General features: G+C 41.6%; 18 protein-coding genes and 2 pseudogenes. 10 read left to right on the forward strand and 10 right to left on the reverse strand.

Features of this window, described 5'->3' with window-relative positions:
• Positions 1 to 82 precede the first annotated feature (82 nt).
• From V7L07_RS20135 to V7L07_RS20150, 4 genes are all read right to left on the reverse strand, one after another.
• Positions 83 to 823 carry an ABC transporter ATP-binding protein gene (locus tag V7L07_RS20135; protein WP_335060715.1) on the reverse strand — a complete coding sequence of 247 codons (741 nt, stop codon included), beginning with the start codon at positions 821 to 823 and terminating at the stop codon, positions 83 to 85.
• On the reverse strand, positions 824 to 1,630 hold the full coding sequence (locus tag V7L07_RS20140) for an ABC transporter permease (protein ID WP_335060716.1): 807 nt from the start codon (positions 1,628 to 1,630) through the stop codon (positions 824 to 826).
• Positions 1,631 to 1,934: 304 nt separating this feature from the next.
• Positions 1,935 to 2,609 (reverse strand): Uma2 family endonuclease, encoded by a 675-nt coding sequence (locus tag V7L07_RS20145; protein ID WP_335060717.1) that lies wholly within the window; start codon positions 2,607 to 2,609, stop codon positions 1,935 to 1,937.
• Positions 2,610 to 2,621: 12 nt separating this feature from the next.
• On the reverse strand, positions 2,622 to 3,419 hold the full coding sequence (locus V7L07_RS20150; protein WP_335060718.1) for a Uma2 family endonuclease: 798 nt from the start codon (positions 3,417 to 3,419) through the stop codon (positions 2,622 to 2,624).
• 250 nt (positions 3,420 to 3,669) lie between these two features.
• Between V7L07_RS20150 and petP the strand changes: the two genes are divergently transcribed.
• From petP to V7L07_RS20170, 4 genes are all read left to right on the forward strand, one after another.
• Complete coding sequence (petP, locus tag V7L07_RS20155) at positions 3,670 to 3,858, forward strand: cytochrome b6f subunit PetP (protein WP_179066769.1); 189 nt, start codon at positions 3,670 to 3,672, stop codon at positions 3,856 to 3,858.
• Positions 3,859 to 3,978: 120 nt separating this feature from the next.
• Positions 3,979 to 5,079 (forward strand): Get3/ArsA fold putative tail anchor-mediating ATPase NosAFP, encoded by a 1,101-nt coding sequence (locus V7L07_RS20160; RefSeq protein WP_335060719.1) that lies wholly within the window; start codon positions 3,979 to 3,981, stop codon positions 5,077 to 5,079.
• A 164-nt stretch (positions 5,080 to 5,243) separates the two neighbouring features.
• The gene (gene chlG / locus V7L07_RS20165; RefSeq protein WP_335060720.1) at positions 5,244 to 6,290 is read left to right on the forward strand and encodes a chlorophyll synthase ChlG; all 1,047 of its coding nucleotides are present in this window, start codon (positions 5,244 to 5,246) and stop codon (positions 6,288 to 6,290) included.
• Between the two features lie 77 nt (positions 6,291 to 6,367).
• Entirely contained in the window at positions 6,368 to 6,655 is a 288-nt protein-coding gene (locus V7L07_RS20170) for a hypothetical protein (protein ID WP_335060721.1), read from the forward strand.
• Between the two features lie 69 nt (positions 6,656 to 6,724).
• Here the strand turns inward: V7L07_RS20170 and V7L07_RS20175 are convergent, their stop codons facing one another.
• The 4 genes from V7L07_RS20175 to V7L07_RS20190 form a co-directional block, all read right to left on the reverse strand.
• The gene (locus tag V7L07_RS20175) at positions 6,725 to 7,681 is read right to left on the reverse strand and encodes an MDR/zinc-dependent alcohol dehydrogenase-like family protein (RefSeq protein WP_335060722.1); all 957 of its coding nucleotides are present in this window, start codon (positions 7,679 to 7,681) and stop codon (positions 6,725 to 6,727) included.
• Between the two features lie 47 nt (positions 7,682 to 7,728).
• Positions 7,729 to 8,301 carry a hypothetical protein gene (locus V7L07_RS20180; RefSeq protein WP_335060723.1) on the reverse strand — a complete coding sequence of 191 codons (573 nt, stop codon included), beginning with the start codon at positions 8,299 to 8,301 and terminating at the stop codon, positions 7,729 to 7,731.
• 343 nt (positions 8,302 to 8,644) lie between these two features.
• On the reverse strand, positions 8,645 to 9,451 hold the full coding sequence (locus tag V7L07_RS20185) for an inositol monophosphatase family protein (protein ID WP_335060724.1): 807 nt from the start codon (positions 9,449 to 9,451) through the stop codon (positions 8,645 to 8,647).
• 56 nt (positions 9,452 to 9,507) lie between these two features.
• Entirely contained in the window at positions 9,508 to 10,941 is a 1,434-nt protein-coding gene (locus V7L07_RS20190; protein ID WP_335060725.1) for a BCD family MFS transporter, read from the reverse strand.
• A gap of 234 nt (positions 10,942 to 11,175) precedes the next feature.
• Here V7L07_RS20190 and V7L07_RS20195 point away from each other — a divergent pair.
• From V7L07_RS20195 to V7L07_RS20220, 6 genes and pseudogenes are all read left to right on the forward strand, one after another.
• Positions 11,176 to 12,021 (forward strand): annotated as a pseudogene (locus tag V7L07_RS20195) (Rpn family recombination-promoting nuclease/putative transposase).
• A 354-nt stretch (positions 12,022 to 12,375) separates the two neighbouring features.
• Positions 12,376 to 12,801, forward strand: a complete 426-nt coding sequence (locus tag V7L07_RS20200) for a hypothetical protein (RefSeq protein WP_335060726.1) — start codon at positions 12,376 to 12,378, stop codon at positions 12,799 to 12,801.
• A gap of 195 nt (positions 12,802 to 12,996) precedes the next feature.
• Positions 12,997 to 13,749, forward strand: coding sequence for an ATP-grasp domain-containing protein (locus V7L07_RS20205; protein ID WP_335060727.1), 753 nt, complete (start codon positions 12,997 to 12,999; stop codon positions 13,747 to 13,749).
• Between the two features lie 88 nt (positions 13,750 to 13,837).
• Complete coding sequence (locus V7L07_RS20210; protein WP_335060728.1) at positions 13,838 to 14,344, forward strand: hypothetical protein; 507 nt, start codon at positions 13,838 to 13,840, stop codon at positions 14,342 to 14,344.
• A gap of 201 nt (positions 14,345 to 14,545) precedes the next feature.
• Positions 14,546 to 14,770: a hypothetical protein gene (locus V7L07_RS20215; protein ID WP_179066759.1), complete on the forward strand. Its 225-nt coding sequence runs from the start codon at positions 14,546 to 14,548 to the stop codon at positions 14,768 to 14,770.
• 258 nt (positions 14,771 to 15,028) lie between these two features.
• Entirely contained in the window at positions 15,029 to 15,976 is a 948-nt protein-coding gene (locus tag V7L07_RS20220; protein ID WP_335060729.1) for an aldo/keto reductase, read from the forward strand.
• A gap of 10 nt (positions 15,977 to 15,986) precedes the next feature.
• Here V7L07_RS20220 and V7L07_RS20225 read toward each other — a convergent pair.
• Positions 15,987 to 16,157, reverse strand: a pseudogene (locus V7L07_RS20225) (Uma2 family endonuclease); the annotation flags it as partial.
• Positions 16,158 to 16,315: 158 nt separating this feature from the next.
• Positions 16,316 to 17,848 (reverse strand): DEAD/DEAH box helicase, encoded by a 1,533-nt coding sequence (locus tag V7L07_RS20230; protein WP_335060730.1) that lies wholly within the window; start codon positions 17,846 to 17,848, stop codon positions 16,316 to 16,318.
• Positions 17,849 to 18,041 lie beyond the last annotated feature (193 nt).

The raw sequence follows: 18,041 nt of genomic DNA on the forward strand, positions 1-18,041 counted from the left end.
AGGATTCCTAAATTTAGATGTAAAACATTTACAATTAATTACTTAATAATGGTTTAACTTATAACATCTTTTAAATCAGACTTTAGTTTTGATTAACACTTTTAAAATAAGATTCCACAACTTCATTGGATTCTCCAGATAATTTTATATTACCCTTCTCTAACCAAATTGCTTTATTACAAGACTGTTTAATAAATTCCATTGAATGAGAAACAACTAAAACAGTAGCTTTGGTATCCCAAAACTTATCCATACGTTGCTTACACTTGTTCTTAAAACTCTCATCCCCCACCGATAAAACTTCATCTAAAATTAAAATATCTGGCTGTACATCAGTAGCAATAGAAAAACCCAAACGAGCAACCATACCTGAAGATAAACCCTTAACTGGAACTAAAGCATAATCCTCCAATTCTGCAAATTCCAAAATAGAATGTGCTCTTTCTTTCATCTCATTTCTAGAAAATCCTAGCAGCACTCCATACAACAAAATATTATCCATGACAGAAATTTCTGCATCAAAAACTGCCCCTAGTTCAATCAAAGGAGCAATTTGACCTCGTACTCTTGCTGAACCAGTCGTCGGTTGAAGAATGCCAGAAATTATCTTTAAAAGTGTTGATTTACCAGAGCCATTAGCCCCAATAATACCTATTTTTTCGCCCCTTTTGACCACTAAATTAATTTTGTCTAATACCAACTTCTTTGCAGGCTGTCGATATTTACCCTCAAATACAGACAATAATGTTTTCTTTAAGTCATAAGAGAACTCCTCTTGAGTCCTTCTCCATAGCGAAACATTATCCAAGCGAATTACTTCCATTTACAGTAAATCCATAAACTGATGTCGCCACAGATGAAAACAAATCCATCCCAGGGTCAAAATAATTACGCCACTAAGTAACGCGCCCCAAATTAAACCTAAATCTGGTGGAGATCCTGATAATGTAATTTGACGCAGACTTTCAATAATCGGTGATAATGGATTCAAACCTAAAAACTGCTTTACCTGCTTTGGTACAATAGCTGCTGGATAAAATATAGGACTAGTGAGCCAAATCACAAATACAACTAACTCATAAAAATAAGGTAAATCTCTAAAAAATACGTATAAAGCGCTTGTAAGAAAGCCAACTCCCGTACAAACTAAGACTAGCGCCAAAAATGGAAACACTAGCGCCAGCACATTGACTAGACTCTTGGAATTAATAAAAGTCGTCAGCGCCAGTAAGGGCAATGTTCCCACTAAGAACTGAAATATATTTGCTGTAATCATCGATAGAGGAAAAACGCTTACTGGCAGACGGATTTTATTCAGAAGTGAGCCATTAGCAACTACACTATTCAACGCCTGGGAGGTGGAAGCCGAGAAAAAATTGATGACCACCAACCCTGTAAAGGCTGCCAATACATAGTTCATTATGGAATTGCCATAATAGGATGCAAAAGTCTCGCCAAAAATAGCCGTATATAAACCAGTCATAATCAACGGGTTCAGCAGCGACCAATATACACCTAAAAACGACCCCCGATAGCGCACTTTCAGGTTACGCGATACCAAAACGTACAGCAATTCCCAATAGCGCCGCACTTGCAACCAAGTTAAATTATCTTTAGGCGAAATTATCATCCTTAAAAACCACCACATACCACAGACAAGTTATTCGCAAATCTTATAGTATCAGAGCGCACGTTGTCGCATTAGCCTAACATTAAAAACTTTATTTTAAAAAGCACTGTTAAACGCTCTAGTTACCATTTTTATACTCTTAACCACACACTATCCCGTTAAGACCAGTTAATTTATCAATTGGTTCCGAGAACTCCCTGACATAAACCAGCAGGCTCTACATATCATAAAAATGTTTAAAAGTCAAAATTAATGTTTTTCAGGCTGTCTACTCATTTGGATGATCTCAGCGCTACTCTATTACCTAGCTCAAGCTATCCGGATCGACCCCGATCGATTGCAAATACTCTGCCAGTTTATCAGCCCGTTGGCGTTCTTGGTTTGCACGTTGGCGTTCTTGTTGTAATTGTTCAGCCAGTTCAGTCGGTGTGAGTAATTTCTCCCCGGTATCTAGACGATAAAATCCCAATAGTTCACCCTCCACCGCCACTCTTAATCCTAAAGGTTGAGATATACCATCGGTAATTAACTGGTAAGTCTCACCCTCTAACCTATATCCTCTTAACTTTTCTTCAATCCATTCCCCCTTGGGGTCAAATAACCAATATTCTAAAATCCCTAATTGTTCATAGAGATTTTTCTTTTGCTCTTGGTCTTGTTTTTGAGTTCCTTGAGAAGTCATTTCAAATACCACCTGGGGAACTTGACCTTCCTCCCAAACTTTATAACTATCCCGACCCCCAGGCGGCACATCAAAAATTACCATTACATCTGGTGCAACTCTTAATTTAGGAAAACCTTGAGCATAGTAGAGAAATTGGTCTGCTAAAACTGTGGCTTGCCTGCCTGCTAGGTATTGTTTAATTACTTCTAGGGTGGTGAGAATTGCGTAGAGATGTAGGTATGATTCTGCCAATGGTTCACCGTCGGAACTAGGATATTCGATGTTGGGATTGACTATTTTTATGCTTGTAGTCATGGCTACCTTTTACTAGGGTAGGTTGTTTGGATCAATTCCTTGCGATCGCAAATACTCTGTTAATCGATCAGCCCGTTGGCGTTCCTGTTCAGCCCGTTGGCGTTCCTGTTCAGCCCGTTGATGTTCCTGTTCAGCCCTTTGGCGTTCCTGTTCAGCTTGTTCTCTTCGAGTCGGCACCCAACCCGCAGAATTATACCAACGCAACCACAAACCTGTTGTCTGCTGATAACTACCTTGCCAAAGACCCAATCCTAGCTCTAACTCTGCCAAAAAGAAGCGGTTTTCTGGTAACGAGATTGCTTCATAACGAGTGCCCATAAGTTTAAAGGCACGCAAATGATTTTCATAGCGGTCATAGATAACGTAGTAGGGAACCCTTAAAATCTGTTCATATACTTCCCACTTTGTTGGAGGTCGGTTTACTTCCCGCAGTGTTTTTCCTAAGTCTTCTTGTTCTGTACCAGGTGAAAGTAATTCAACTACTAAAAATGGATCAATCCCTTCTTGCCAAATAACGTAACTTAAGCGTAGGTCTTGCTGTTGGCTAGCACTCGGTAATCCTAAAACCATGTACCAATCAGGACGCTTGTACCACAAAGGATGGCGGGGATCGTAGTAAAGATTTAAGTCGCTAGCAAGCAAAATTTCCTCAGATGGATAAGCAAGAGGCTGACAAGTCTCACTGAGCAAATCCGCCTGAATGCGGTGAAATTCATCTGGCAAACCTGATTCCCCCACTAATTCACTGGGTAAATCATACATCGTAGGCATGGTTTCTTGTGGCGGACGGGGTGGATCTGTTTGATACATGACTACTACCTTTGTTGCTGAACTCGAGCTATCTGAAACAACTCTCTCCAATTTTTGACGACAACCAGCTTTGCGTCTAGACGAATTTTCCGCTAGCGATCGCAGTTGTTGTTATAACCACCATTGAACCTCAGAAGTCATTAGTCATTTACTATTCTCCTTCATCTTCCTCATCTCTACTGAATTTGTGAGAGCAGAGTCACGGATTCCGCTACACTGAGACGAAGGTTTATCTGAATTGTAATCAGGCATGGAAATCGGACAAAAGGTTAAAGTCTATCGTTTGCGCGATCGCGTTTCTCCCCCAATTGTGAAAAAACTCGGACAAGTGGGTATCATCCAAGGCTACAAAGTCATTGATGGTGGAATCGGTGTAGTGGTGCTGTTTGACGACAATTCTTCCACTTGGTTTTTTGAAGATGAAATCAAAGCTGTGTAGTTGTAAAGAACTCAGATTCAGGTTTTTCTTGCCATCTGAAATTGAAAGCACAGGTTGAGAGTCTTTGTTGAGTGCTAAGTTGGAGTTGAAAAGATCGGCGGTGAAAATAGGAATCAACTAATGGCTCTAATATTGACATTTTTGGGCAAAGGCGGCACCGCTCGTACCAAAATTGCGATCGCCGCCGCCAAGTTATTGGCAAGTCAAGGCAAGCGCGTACTCCTAGCAGGACAAGCAGAACCAACATTGCAAATCCTACTGGGGACTCCCATTGCTGCCGATCCCCAGGAAATAGCTCCCAATTTGCAAGTAGTCCAGTTTCAAGCATCTGTACTACTAGAACGCAACTGGGACGAAGTGAAGAAGCTTGAGGCACAATATCTCCGCACGCCCATCTTCAAAGACGTTTTTGGTCAAGAACTGGTGGTATTGCCGGGGATGGACAACGCCCTAGCTTTGAATGCTATCCGCGAATATGATGCCAGTGGCAAATATGATGCGATCGTTTACGATGGCGCGGGCGATTCTTTAACGTTACGAATGTTGGGTTTGCCAGAATCTCTGAGTTGGTATGTCAGGCGATTTCGGCAATTATTTGTCAACTCCGATTTGGGAAAGACAATTACTGAATCACCTTTGATTCAACCGCTGATTAGCAGTTTTTTCAATATTAACTGGACATCAGATAATTTTGCAGGGCCCACTAACCAAGTCAATAATTTCTTAGAAAAGGGGAGAACTGCTCTAGGCGATCCCAAAAGTCTCGCTGCTTTCTTGGTGACTACAGAAGACCCCATTGAGGTAGCAAATGCTCGTTATTTGTGGGGTAGCGCTCAACAAATCGGTTTAACTGTTGGTGGTGTTCTGCTTGTGTCTACGGAGACAACTGGGAACCTGTCAGAGGAATTTATACCCCTACCTGTGAGCGTCATTCCCGACTTACCTACAGGTGACTGGCAACCACTGATAGAGGCTCTACCCAACTTTGAAGCCCAAGCTTTACAGGCTCCCAAACCAATTGAAATAAACATCCAGAATCGTCAAGTACGCTTATTCTTGCCAGGATTTGACAAAAAACAGGTCAAGCTTACCCAATATGGGCCAGAAGTCACCGTAGAAGCCGGAGATCAGCGACGCAATATTCCCTTACCACCGGCTCTGAGTGGTAGACCTGTTGCTGGAGCAAAGTTTCAGAATAATTATTTGATAATTTCGTTTTAAGTTATGGGAATGGGGACTGGGGACTGGGGGCTGGGGACTGGGGACTGGAGAATAGGGAAGAAAGTTAATCACCAATGCCCAATGCTCAATGCCCAATACCCCATACTTCGGCTTCGCTCAGTACAAGTGCCCAATACCCAATGCCCTATTAATCAGTAAATCTTATGTCAGAATCAACTCCCATTACCCCAGACCCCAACCCATCTGAGGCACTAGACTCAGTAGTAAATAATCCCAGTGAGCAAGCGATTGCATCTGCTGATCGCAATGCGAAAACTAGGCAGCTGTTGGGGATGAAAGGTGCATCTGCTGGGGAAACTTCAATCTGGAAAATTCGTTTGCAGCTAATGAAGCCCATCACCTGGATTCCCCTAATTTGGGGCGTAGTCTGTGGTGCGGCTTCTTCTGGTAACTATACTTGGACGCTGGAAAATGTGCTGAAGGTCGCAGCCTGTATGTTACTGGCTGGGCCGTTGATGACAGGTTACACCCAAATCCTCAATGATTACTACGATCGCGAAATCGATGCCATTAATGAACCCTATCGTCCCATACCCTCTGGGGCAATTCCCCTACCCCAGGTAATTATTCAGATTTGGGTATTACTGATTGCTGGTATTGGTTTGGCATTTGTGTTAGATGTGTGGTCTGGTCATGAATTCCCGACAATTACAGCGATCGCGATTATCGGTTCTTTCATCGCCTACATTTATTCTGCACCTCCCCTGAAACTCAAACAAAACGGCTGGCTAGGTAGCTACGCCTTGGGTGCAAGCTATATCACCCTACCTTGGTCTACAGGACACGCTTTGTTTGGTGAACTGAATTCCACAATTGTGATTTTGACAATGTTCTACAGCTTGGCTGGATTGGGCATTGCCATTGTTAATGATTTTAAGAGTGTAGAAGGCGATCGCCAGTTAGGATTAAATTCACTACCCGTAATGTTTGGCATCACCACTGCATCTTGGATTTGTGTAGTAACGATTGATGTCTTTCAGGGATTGATTGCAGCTTATCTCGTCAGCATCCATGAGAATTTGTATGCAGCAATACTTGTATTGTTAATCATCCCGCAAATCACCTTGCAGGATATGTATTTCTTGCGCGATCCTGTGAAGAATGATGTTAAGTATCAAGCCAGCGCCCAACCGTTCCTTGTTCTAGGAATGCTCGTCACTGGTTTAGCACTAGGTCATGCTGGCGTTTAACTATACTTCTGATAAGTGAGAAGTTAGGAATTAGGAGCTAATATACTGTTAACTCCTAATTTGTATCAGGACATACCGTGTTTAAACTGATATTTTTCCTCATTAATGGGATTCAACCTTTGTTAGTCCCAATTTGCTTTGTCGTTGCTTGGACTGTAATTATTCTCGTTGTTTTAAGTCTCTGGTCGGCAGCACGAGATAGTCTGACTACAGCCAAGCAAATGCATCAAATCCCCTGTACTGGGTGCCAATTTTTTACCGATAATTACCGTCTTAAATGTACTGTCCGCCCATCTATTGCCAACACAGAAGAAGCGATCGATTGTTCTGACTATCAACCGAAAACGAATCCTTATTTGTATTAGGGGATTGGGGACTGGGGACTGGGGAAGATGAGGGAGAATAACCAATGACCAATGACCAATGACCAATGCCTAATGACCAATCTCTAACAATATCTTCAAAACACCGCGACTCTGAGCGTGTTCAAAAGCCGCAAGCCCTTCAATGAGGGGGTAGGTGGCATGAATTAGGGGTTGTACATCAACTTGTCCTGTGGCTAGTAGCTGGAGGGCTGGGGCAAAGGGGCCACAACGGGAGCCGATGAGGGTGATTTCATCCACTACTAAAGAAGAGACATCTAGACTGAGATTGCCAGCATAAGTACTTTTGAGTACAAGTGTACCACGGGGACGTAGGGCGCGACGAGCGATCGCAAATCCTTCTGGGTTGCCAGTACATTCTACTGAGATATCGAAATATCCATCTGTAACAGCGTCGGCTATACTCGTTTTTATCCCTCGTGCTTCTAAGTTAGCCAGTTTTTCTCGATGACGCCCTACAGCTAAAAGTTCACAGCCAGTTAAAGCTAGTGTTTGGGCTACTAACTGCCCTAGTTTGCCATCTCCAACCACTAACACCCGATCATTTGGATGTAATGGCACTTGCTGCTGAATTTCTAAAGCTGCTGCTAAAGGTTCTGTAAATGTTGCTACTTCTGTTGGCACATTATCAGGTACGGGATGCAGATTCTCTATCGGCAAACAGAGATATTCACCAAAAGCGCCGTTGCGGTTGACAATGCCCAGAACTGTACGATTTTCGCAGTGAGTTGGTTGTCCGCTGCGACAAAACCGACAATGCCCACACACAGCATTGATTTCTCCAACAACCCGTTGATTAACTAAGTGTTCTGGCCCTTGTTCGACAACGCCGACAAATTCATGCCCCAAAATACCAGTGTAGGGATAGTAGCCTCTGAGTAGTTCCAGGTCAGTATTACAAATACCCGCACGCAAGACACGCACCAAGGCTTCTCCTGGTGGCGCTTCAGGAATGGAAATATCCGTGCGTAGTTGCAACTGGTTATTTTCAAGCCAAAGTCCTTTCATTTTTCTTCACGTCCTTTACCTAATTATCAATTTTGAATTTTGAATTGTTAAGTCTCTGTAGTCGGTATTTCTTTAATTTTAGTTACATCAATTTTGCTTAACCAAGTAACCAAGTCTTCTGAGTCAAGTGCAATCTCGCTTCCTAAGGTTTTGATATAAAGAAGTCCGTCGCTAATAATTAAATCTCTAATTGGATACCATGAATCTCGTGTTCTAATCAGCAGTTCCAACGGAATCCCTAGTCTTGAAGTATACTTGCGATATTTCCACCAGGCTCGCCATAGGAGTACACATTTAGTGCAGTGCATCTCATAGCCTTTAGGAACTTCACAGTATTGATACTGATAGAAACCCCGACTATCTACTTCTCCTTTGAGGAGATAACTATATTCTGCTAATACCTGATTTATCAATTCCCAGTGGGTTGATTTTGGAGAAATCGAGAATTCAAGTAGGGTGTTGGATAGTTGGGCGATCGCAATTACGCCTTCAGATTTTGCTGTCAGTTGGTTGGTTTTATAAACTGTTTGCGCTGTCAAAGCAGGATTTGACAACAAAACGTCTTTTTTCTGAATAGAGTTTTGCACAAACTCTCGAATTAAATCTAGATTAGACAACATAAAATTTTTTATACTAAATTAACCAGTGTGATGAAAGACACAACACTACTTAAATTAATAACTACACTGGTTTTGCACTTAAATCAGGATTATTACCAGCTTTATTTATACTAGATTCTTTGTTTGGCTAGGGTTTTGTTAAGTTTAATATTGATATAGCAATCCGATTTGATTTCTGAATCACTCGTAGAGGTAAGGGACTGGGGATAAGGGGTAATTGGGGACTGGGAAGAAGGAATAAAGGTGTACTGAGTTTTGTTCAAAAATCAAATATGAGTCCTAATATAACGAAATCCATTAGGCTGGTTGACAAAATTACTGTTTCCAGACCCCAAGCAGCAAATTAAATTTTTACGCCTTCGAGAAAAGGTTGAAATACTGGAACTAATTCGGGACGACTGACAACAAGAGTGGGAAAAGAGCGATCGCTATAATCTTCTCCAGGTGATAATGGAAACGGTTCTGACTTCAGCGATAACCAAACGCCACCAGCCGCCTGGACAATTACCCAAGCCCCAGCTATATCCCAAACTTTTGGTGTCGCCTCAATTCCACCGAGAGTAGCCCCAGTGGCAACTGTCAAAAAATTATAGCTAGCTACGCCCAACATCCGAATTTTGCAGGGAAAACCATTTTGGATAACTGCGGTGCTACGAGAACAGAGGTTAAAAAAGTGATTATTGCTGGGACTATCTATACTAGTGTGGATGGGATGGTGGTTGAGAAATGCGCCTGTAGGTGTTGCTAAACCAGATGAACCTGCCCAGAAACCATGAAAAGCTTGATTTAAAGTTGGTGCGTAAACATAACCAAAAATTGGTGTACCTCGATATAGTAAACCCAGAGATATTGTCCAGATGGGAATGCCGCGTGTGAAGTTGGTTGTACCATCTAGAGGGTCAATTACCCAGCACCACTCAGTACCGGGAAATGACTGATCGCTCTCTTCGCTCAAAATGCCGTAACCAGAAAAATTAGAAGCGATCGCATCCCGAATTTCCTGATCTGCCCATTTATCTGCTTGCGTCACCAAACTACCATCAGCTTTTTGGGCAGCCTGTACTTGCCCAAAATCTTGCATTAGCTGCTTGCCCACCCTGGTAGTGGTAGTTTGAGCAAAATCAAGAATTGTTGTCCAAAAATCATTCATTGGTTATTAGTCATTTGTCATTAGTCATTAGTCATTTGCCCCATGCCCCATACAGTTTAATCTAAATCGCTTTCTAAGACTGAAGCGATCGCCAGCTTTGTACTGGTTTGAAATTCTGTGATGTTCACCCGATTCAGAAACCAAATCGACAGCAACATTCCCACAGCTTCTAGAACGAATACCAGTCCATAAGCTAACTCTAGGCTTGGTAACAGCTTGCGTCCAATATCCAAAACTGTACCTCCGATGACTACCGCCACACCTCTAGAGAGGGACTGCGCTAATCCCCATGCCCCAATAAACGTACCTGCGGCTTCTGCTGCGGTCAGATCCAACATCAAGCTAATTGCTGCTGTAGTTAAAAAACCTGCGGCTAAACCGAAAAAGAATAAACCTAGTTTGAGAACCGCTGCATTAGCTGTGAATCCTGATATACCTAGCAATATTGCACAGAATGCCACCAACATACAGCCTAGACGTGCAGTTCTGCGCTTACCCAAACGCGGGACAATGTAAAAGCCAGTAATGCCGTAGGCAATCAGCAAACCCGTTCCATAAAAAATATTTAATTTGGTACTTTCCGCTAAGGGCATTTTAAACACTTGACCCGCATAAGGTTCCAAAACTGGGTCTTGCATAAACAAACTGATAGTCATCACCAATAAAAAGGTGAAAAACACACCTGTCTGTGGGCTAGCGGTCAAGATTTTCCAAGCATTACCTAGAGTAATGCTGTCTTCCCGGTTCACCAGTGTGGAACGGGTTGAATATTGGGAGTACTTTTTTTCGACGCCGAATGTGGCTGCGATCGCTAAACCAAATACAATTGCTGGGACGATCAAAAACAATCTGTTGATTGCTGGCTGCAAGGTTGCGATAGAAGCGCCTAGTGTTAATGGCTGTAGTAACTTGGCACTAATAATCGCCCCAACAATAATTCCCACCATTAGCATCGACCAAACCACACCAACTACTTTGGAACGGTTATCTTCTTCAGATATATCCACCAACAAAGCAGCAAAAGCAGTACCGCTAGCACAAATCCCTAGACCATATACAGCGAAAATAATAGACAGAAGTGCTGTCCAGCCGATTGTTTGGGTTGTCCATACCCAAGTACCTGTACTATTTCCAGCAATATTAAGCTGCCATATCACTTGTATAGCTAAAAATGCTGCGATCGCAAATATTGCCGCGCCCACCCAAACATAAGCTGTGCGGTGGTATCCCCATAACGGTTTGGCATCGGAAATCTGGCCAAACCAGACACGGGAAGGAGCAACAAATAAAGGCAGTGCTAAAACTACTGATACCAGCGTCGCCGGAATTGCTATTTCTTGAATCATGACTCTATTGAGTACCCCCAGAGTCAAAATAGACATCATGCTCAACCCCATCTGAAATAAACCCAGGCGAAACATGGTCAGCAGGTTTACCCTTGGCAGAGATGGGGATTTTGTTTTGGTATCAAATACTTCACCGCTTGCCATAGCTACTTTTTCGTATGGTTTATAAGATTTAATCTCTCTCTTTAAATAAAGATAAACCCTACTCGCTTCAAATCAGCGAACGAAAAGTTGAAGTTGCGATTTGGCAAGCGATTATACACCTCAATTAGGGTATGCTTCAGCCAAGTTAGGATTAATTTTTAGGGCTTGGTTCTAATCTGCGATGTCTACGATGGTCTACGCCTACGCATAACGAGAGAATTTTAGGATGAAATAGTGAAACGAGACTCCATTTACTATCAAATTTTTAAGCGCTTTCCTGGGTTACTCTTTGAACTGATTGATGTCCCTCCTCCTCAAGCACAAAACTATCGATTTGAATCACTAGAAGTCAAAGAAACGGCTTTCCGCATCGATGGTGTGTTTTTACCTCCAGAGGATGCAACATCCAGAGCGATCTTTTTTGCTGAAGTTCAATTCCAAAAAGATGAAGCCCTTTAGCATCGCTTCTTTACCGAGTCGCTGATGTACCTGAATCGAAATCGTTCTCAGTACGATGACTGGTTCTGTGTGGTAATTTTTTCATCACGCTCTTTGGAACCAAGCGATCAAAGAACTCATCGAATATTTCTCAACAGCGACCAAGTGCAGCGAATCTATTTAGATGAGTTAGGCGCGACCAATCAGCAGCCAATAGGCATCAACTTGATGCAGTTGACTCTAGCATCGGATGAAGTGATGGCAGAGCAAGCAAAGCAATTGATTGAGCGGGTAAAATTAGAGTCAACGGACATGCTGCCGAAAAACGAAATACTAGACATCATCACCACAATCGTCGTTTATAAGTTTTCTTCATTGAGTAGAGAGGAAGTTGAAGCTATGCTAGGACTGACTTTAGAGCAAACAAGGGTTTATCAAGAAGCGAAAGCCGAGGGTCGAGAAGAGGGTCGAGAAGAAGGTCGAGAAGAAGGTCGAGAAGAGGGTCGAGAAGAACGGGAAGCTGAAATGTTGAAACTTACCGTCCCTCTGTTGCTAAAAACAGGGATGAGTATGGAACAGATTGCTCAACACCTCAATGTTGATATAGAAGCTGTCCAGCTTGCCACACAACAAAATACATAGAATGGGCATTTTATGTCTGTTGTCATATTTTTGCAAAATGAGGAGAGCTTGATAAGAATCCTCAATTGTCCTTTTATGGTTTCTAGAGCGATCGCCTCAAGACCGCAAATTGTAAAAAAGCTTTAAAAAAGACTAAAGTCAGAAACTTTAGCGCTGCATTTCTTATCAAGAGTAGGCAAAGTCCAGCAATATCAAAGGTTGTGATAGCCTCTTATTCGCATCTTTCTTGCAAAGTAAAGGTGTGGCTAACAGATGGGAAAATCTTTAAATCCAATCTAAATTTACAATTACTAATCTCTTTAGTTGGGTATTCTCGAAATTCGCCAACGGTATTAGAAATAGAAACTCAAAAATATGGATAATACCTATGAAAAATTAATCAAACAGCTTCATAGTAAACGTTTATCTGATAATGTAGCTAATGAAATTATCAAACTTGGTAAACCTGTATTTGATTATCTATTAGTAAAAATAGATGACCCAAGACTCACTGAATATCAAGTTATAAATTTACTGCGTATTTTATACCAAATGAAATATCATGATATTACACAATTCGTTAATAAACTTTTATCTATTACTCAAGATAAAAGAATTGATGTGCGCTCAACAGCATCATTTTTGTCAATTTGTTTATTTCGGATCAAAAAACAATTTCCTGAGTTAAACATTCCCTTAGAAGGAGAAGTATTAGCACAATGTCTTCACAAATCTTTAGCGATGGAACTACACCAAACGATTGGACAACAAGTAGAAATTTTTCTTCAAGATAATATTTAATAACAGCTAATTTACTTACTTAAGCTAATAGCAAAACTGTAAACATGATGACAAAGAGAGAGATTATGTAGTTTTTTTAAGGTTTGGTATTTGTAACATTGAGCATAAAGGGCAGTAAATAAACAATCAAGCAATTTTCATGCCCTTTTTCTCATTTTTACAATGTAAATACTATTTGAAATTATGAAAAGTAAATTGATTTCTAAGGCTTTTATCCAAGAACAAGGTAATGGAAGGCTCCGATATGAGGAGCAACTTGTCACTGAAGAATTCAGAGCCAGAGGCTTACCAATTACTTTTTATACTGAGAAACATATTCATCGAAGACAACTTGCACTTGATAATGAATCTTTAGTTGTTGGTGATATGCGATGTGTTTTAGGTGCAATAAAACAGCTTGGCATTCCAGAACCAAAGCCTAACGATTATCCCGCTTCACTTAAGAACTTCATGCACCGTCGTACATGGACATCTACTCTAGAACAGTTGGAAATGGAATTTTGCGACGGTAGATATATTCCAACATTTGCTAAACCCGCTACACGCCGTAAACGCTTTACAGGTTGTGTTTTTGAATCGGAATATGATTTGTGCCGAGTATACGGAGTGTCACGTCAAGAGCGGCTGCTGTGTTCAGAAGTTGTCTCTTGGGTAAGTGAGTACCGAGTTTATGTTGTTCACTCACAAATTAGAAGCATCGATCATTATGATGGAAACCCCAATGTTCTACTAGATATTGATAAAGTTCTATACGCTATTCAAGCTCTAGAAAATGCAAAAGAATCTTATGCAGGATATGCAATTGATTTTGGAGTTTTAGATTCTGGAGAAACCGCTCTCGTAGAAATGAACGATGGTTTTGCGATTGGAGCATACAAAATTGATCAGAAAAACTACACAGACATGATTTTGGCAAGATGGGAGGAGCTTTTAACGAACGCACTTTGATATGAAGTTTTAAGATTTTGCAGCCACTAAACTAGAAAGTTATATGCCTTATTGTTGTTGATGAGAGTTGATGGAATAAGTTTTTAAGATGCAAACTTTTGATTATTTTGAAATAAGAATCAATCGATCATTTACTCCCTGGACGCTAGGTAAGAGGCTTTGTGTGGCTGAGATTTATATCAATAATCAACCACTCATAGAAGTAGTGCGTCTAATTGAAAAACCATTTATTCAAGCAGAGATTGAGGAACAACGTGTTGCGGGGGAAGATATTGATGAGTTGGCCTTTCCAGCAGGAGACTATTTGTATTTACCACCTTCAATGGTTTTACTTCCTTCACGCAATTTGCTTGACGAGCCTTGGGATCATGGGTTTAGGTTGCAATCAAATAATTTACAAGCTGGTAAAGCAATTGTTTTAGGTTGTACCTGTGGGGTGATTGAGTGCTGGTTTATGCAGGTTCGCATCACACTTAATGAATCAACTGTTGAGTGGGCTGATTTTGGTCAATTTCATCGTGACTGGCAATATAATCTAGGCCCATTCAAATTTGATCGTAAGCAATATGTATCTGAATTGTACAGACACAGCTAATAAGGCAATGAATCAGACAATTATGCTACGCTATAAAAATAAAAAATCTTTAACTTGAAGAGACGCAATCAAGCCACATAAAAATATCAATATTAAAATGTGGTTTTAACTACGCTATTACATTGAATTAGTAAGATAAAATTGCCGTATGTATGTCATCAAAATACTTACCTTCATCTAGTAACCAAAAAGGCATAAGCAATGAGTAAAGAACCAGTCAAAGTAATATTATGGGAAGAAAATCAAAAAGATTTTCTAAAAAAGTTCTACGATCTCCAATTTACTCCCAGAGTAGGAGAGGAAGTTTACCTAAAAAAGGAGAGATGGAAAGTAACCAGAGTTGAGCATGATGTAGAAATTAGTGAGATTAATGTCTACATGGAATTAATCAAAAAACCCAAGCAGGATAAATCATCTAATTCTTAAATACACTCAACTATAGCAATCCTATTTGATTTGTGAGAATTGCAACCCGCAGATCCCCGACTTCGTAAAAGTTGTCGGGGATCTTGTTTATGCGCGTTTGATTCAGGTTTTAAATCTTTATGCAAGGTGCGATGTCTACGACGGGCGTAGCTGCAACACCACAAGATTTGTAGCCAAGTAGTGGCGATCGCACTCAATCTTGGCTATAACGATACACTATAAAAGTAAAGAAATGTAAATAAACTAAATTTTGCAACCGTGGAAAACATCACATTGGGGCAAAATGGCCCATCTGTTACACCCTTGTGCATCGGCACTTGGGCTTGGGGTGATAAACTATTTTGGAATTATGGCGATCGCTATGGACCAGAGCAGTTACAAGAAGCCTTTACCGCAGCCTTAGATGCTGGTATTACCTTTTTTGATACAGCCGAAGTCTACGGAATGGGACTATCAGAGAAATTTTTGGGACAATTTCTGCAACAGACACAACAATCTGTACAAATCGCCACAAAATTTGGCCCCCTACCGTGGCGATTTACAGCCCAATCCGTCTCTGATGCTTTAACAGCCAGCCTCAAACGCTTGCAATTAGAGCGAATCGCCCTGTATCAAGTGCATTGGCCTTTTGCCTTCTTTTTAAGTCAAGAAACTTTGATGAATGCCCTAGCGGATGAAGTGAAGCGAGGGAGAATTGCGGCAGTTGGTGTAAGTAATTACTCAGCAGAACAAATGCGAGACGCGCATCAAATATTGGCAGCCCGTGGAGTACCTTTGGCTGTAAACCAAGTACGCTATTCTTTACTCAGTCGCCAAGTTGAAAGTAAAGGTATTATCGCAACGGCTCGTGAGTTGGGTGTGACTATCTTGGCTTATAGTCCTCTAGCACAAGGATTACTCACTGGTAAATATAGTATTGATAGTGCTGAAATCCCCACTGGTGCGAGAAAAATAGACCCGCGATTTAAGAAAGAAGGCCTGCAAAAAATTGCCCCAGTTATATCTTTGCTACGCAATTTCGGGGAAAAATACGATCGCACTCCTGCCCAAGTTGCTCTCAACTGGTTAATTGGTCAGGGGAATGTTATTCCCATTGCTGGGGTGAAGACAGCCGAACAGGTACGGCAAAATGCTGGCGCTTTAGGCTGGAAATTGAGCGACGATGAAATTGGAGAATTAGAACTAGTTAGTCGTCTTTGGTTGTAGTAGTTTTGAGCTACTCAAACACAGGAGGCCAAATTTCTGACACTACTAGCTCCCAACCTGGTAGTAAGTCTGGTAGTGTCAGTTTGTCGTTGTCCTGCAAAACTATTGGTTCTTGGTTGAGTCGATAAACTGTCAGCGTCAATTTGTCAGGCTCGATCAGGATACCAACTGTAGATCCGACAAACTGGTAGAAAAAATTACCCAAAAAGCCAAAAAGTCAAGAGCCAAAGTCAAAATCTTGACTCCTAACTCTCAACTCTCCAATTTTAGGTTTGGATTTTGGATTGAAGAAAAAACCTCAAATCTAAAATCCAAAATTGATTAACTTCTAACTGTTGACTAAGAAGCTGATTCCCTAGCTGTCGGTGAACCTATCTTTTTACTAGGGGATGCAGAAGACTCGTGTCCACTTGTCCGTAGTTTTGGTTTGGGAGAAGAATGTCTTTCTTCACCATTGCTATTATCTGATTTCCATGCAGAACGGGGGCGATCGCTAGAAGAAGATTCACGACGCTTACCGAGTCTTGGTTTGGGAGCGGAAGATTCTTCTTGGGGAATTTCCACGTCTGAACTCAACCAAGCAGGACGAGTTTGATCGTAAGCGATTTGTAGTGCAGCTGCGGCGATCGCTTGAGCATCGTATTCTTCAATCAATTCGCTGACAATTGGCAAGAATGAAGCCAAACGCTCACCTGTCAAAGCTTCTCGCACCAGTTCTTGCAATTTCAGAATGTGTTTTGCTTCAATCTGGGCGCGTGTGGGAATCGTCAGCACTTGCCAACTTTGGCGGTTATGACGTTCAAATGTTTGCTGTTTGCGCCGCTCAAATGGCTGAACCAAAGAGATTGCTGTTCCTTCTTTACCAGCACGACCAGTACGACCAATACGGTGGACGTAAGTTTCTACGCTATCGGGTAAGTCGTAGTTGATCACATGGGAGAGTTGATCGACATCTAACCCTCTTGCTGCAATATCAGTTGCTACCACCCAACGAACTTGACGGTTACGGAATCTGATTAATAAGCGTTCCCGCGCTTGTTGGGACAAGTCACCGTGATATTCATCAACGCTGTGACCAGCACCTTGTAACTGACTGGTGAGTTCGGCGGCGGTGCGTCTGGTGCGGACAAAGATTAAAGCTGTTTCTGGATCTTCCATTTCCAGAATTGGCTGTAAAGCTTTGGCTTTTGTCCAGTGGCGGGGGATCAGGTAAGCTACCTGATTAATCTTGTTGGGAGCGGCTTTTGGCTGCTCGACGGTGACAGTTGCAGGCGATCGCAAGAACTTGTTCACCAACATCCGAATCGATGGTGGCATTGTTGCCGAGAATAAAGCTGTTTGGCGATCTACGGGCGCTTGCGAGAGGATTTTGATCACATCGTCGATAAAGCCCATACTCAACATTTCATCGGCTTCATCCAATACAAACCACTTGACTTGATCGAGCTTTAAACAGCCGCGATCGAGCAAATCGATCACCCGTCCGGGAGTGCCCACAACCATGTGAACGCCACGTTTGAGTTGTAACATTTGGCGGTCAATTGATTGACCACCGTAGATTGCTAACACCCGCAATCCTTCATTACCGATAAATTGGGCGATCGCATCGTGAACTTGCATTGCTAATTCACGAGTTGGTGTTAAAACTATGGCTTGTACGGCTCTTTGATTAATATCTAACCGCTCTAAAATTGGCAGTGAAAATGCTGCCGTTTTGCCTGTTCCAGTTTGAGATTGACCGACTACATCACGACCGGCTAGCAATTGGGGAATTGCTTGCACTTGAATGTTAGTTGGTTCGGTAAAACCGATTTTTTCTAGTTGTTCGACACGTTCTTGGGAAATGCCTAATTCTTGAAATGAAAGAGTCATTAATTCGTCCTAAATTTTATGTAAGGATTTTTGGATTAGTCATTTAGTCATTAGTTATTAGTCATTAGTCATTAGTCATTAGTCATTAGTTATTGGCTAGTTAGTAAGCCTTGGGCGATAGCAAAGCCTCAAACTATTGGAGAAGCTATGCCCACGAGTGAGTCCCCGAACTTCAGGTAAACCCTCATGAAAA

This window comes from Nostoc sp., assembly GCF_036916985.1.
Classification (GTDB): Bacteria; Cyanobacteriota; Cyanobacteriia; order Cyanobacteriales; family Nostocaceae; genus Nostoc.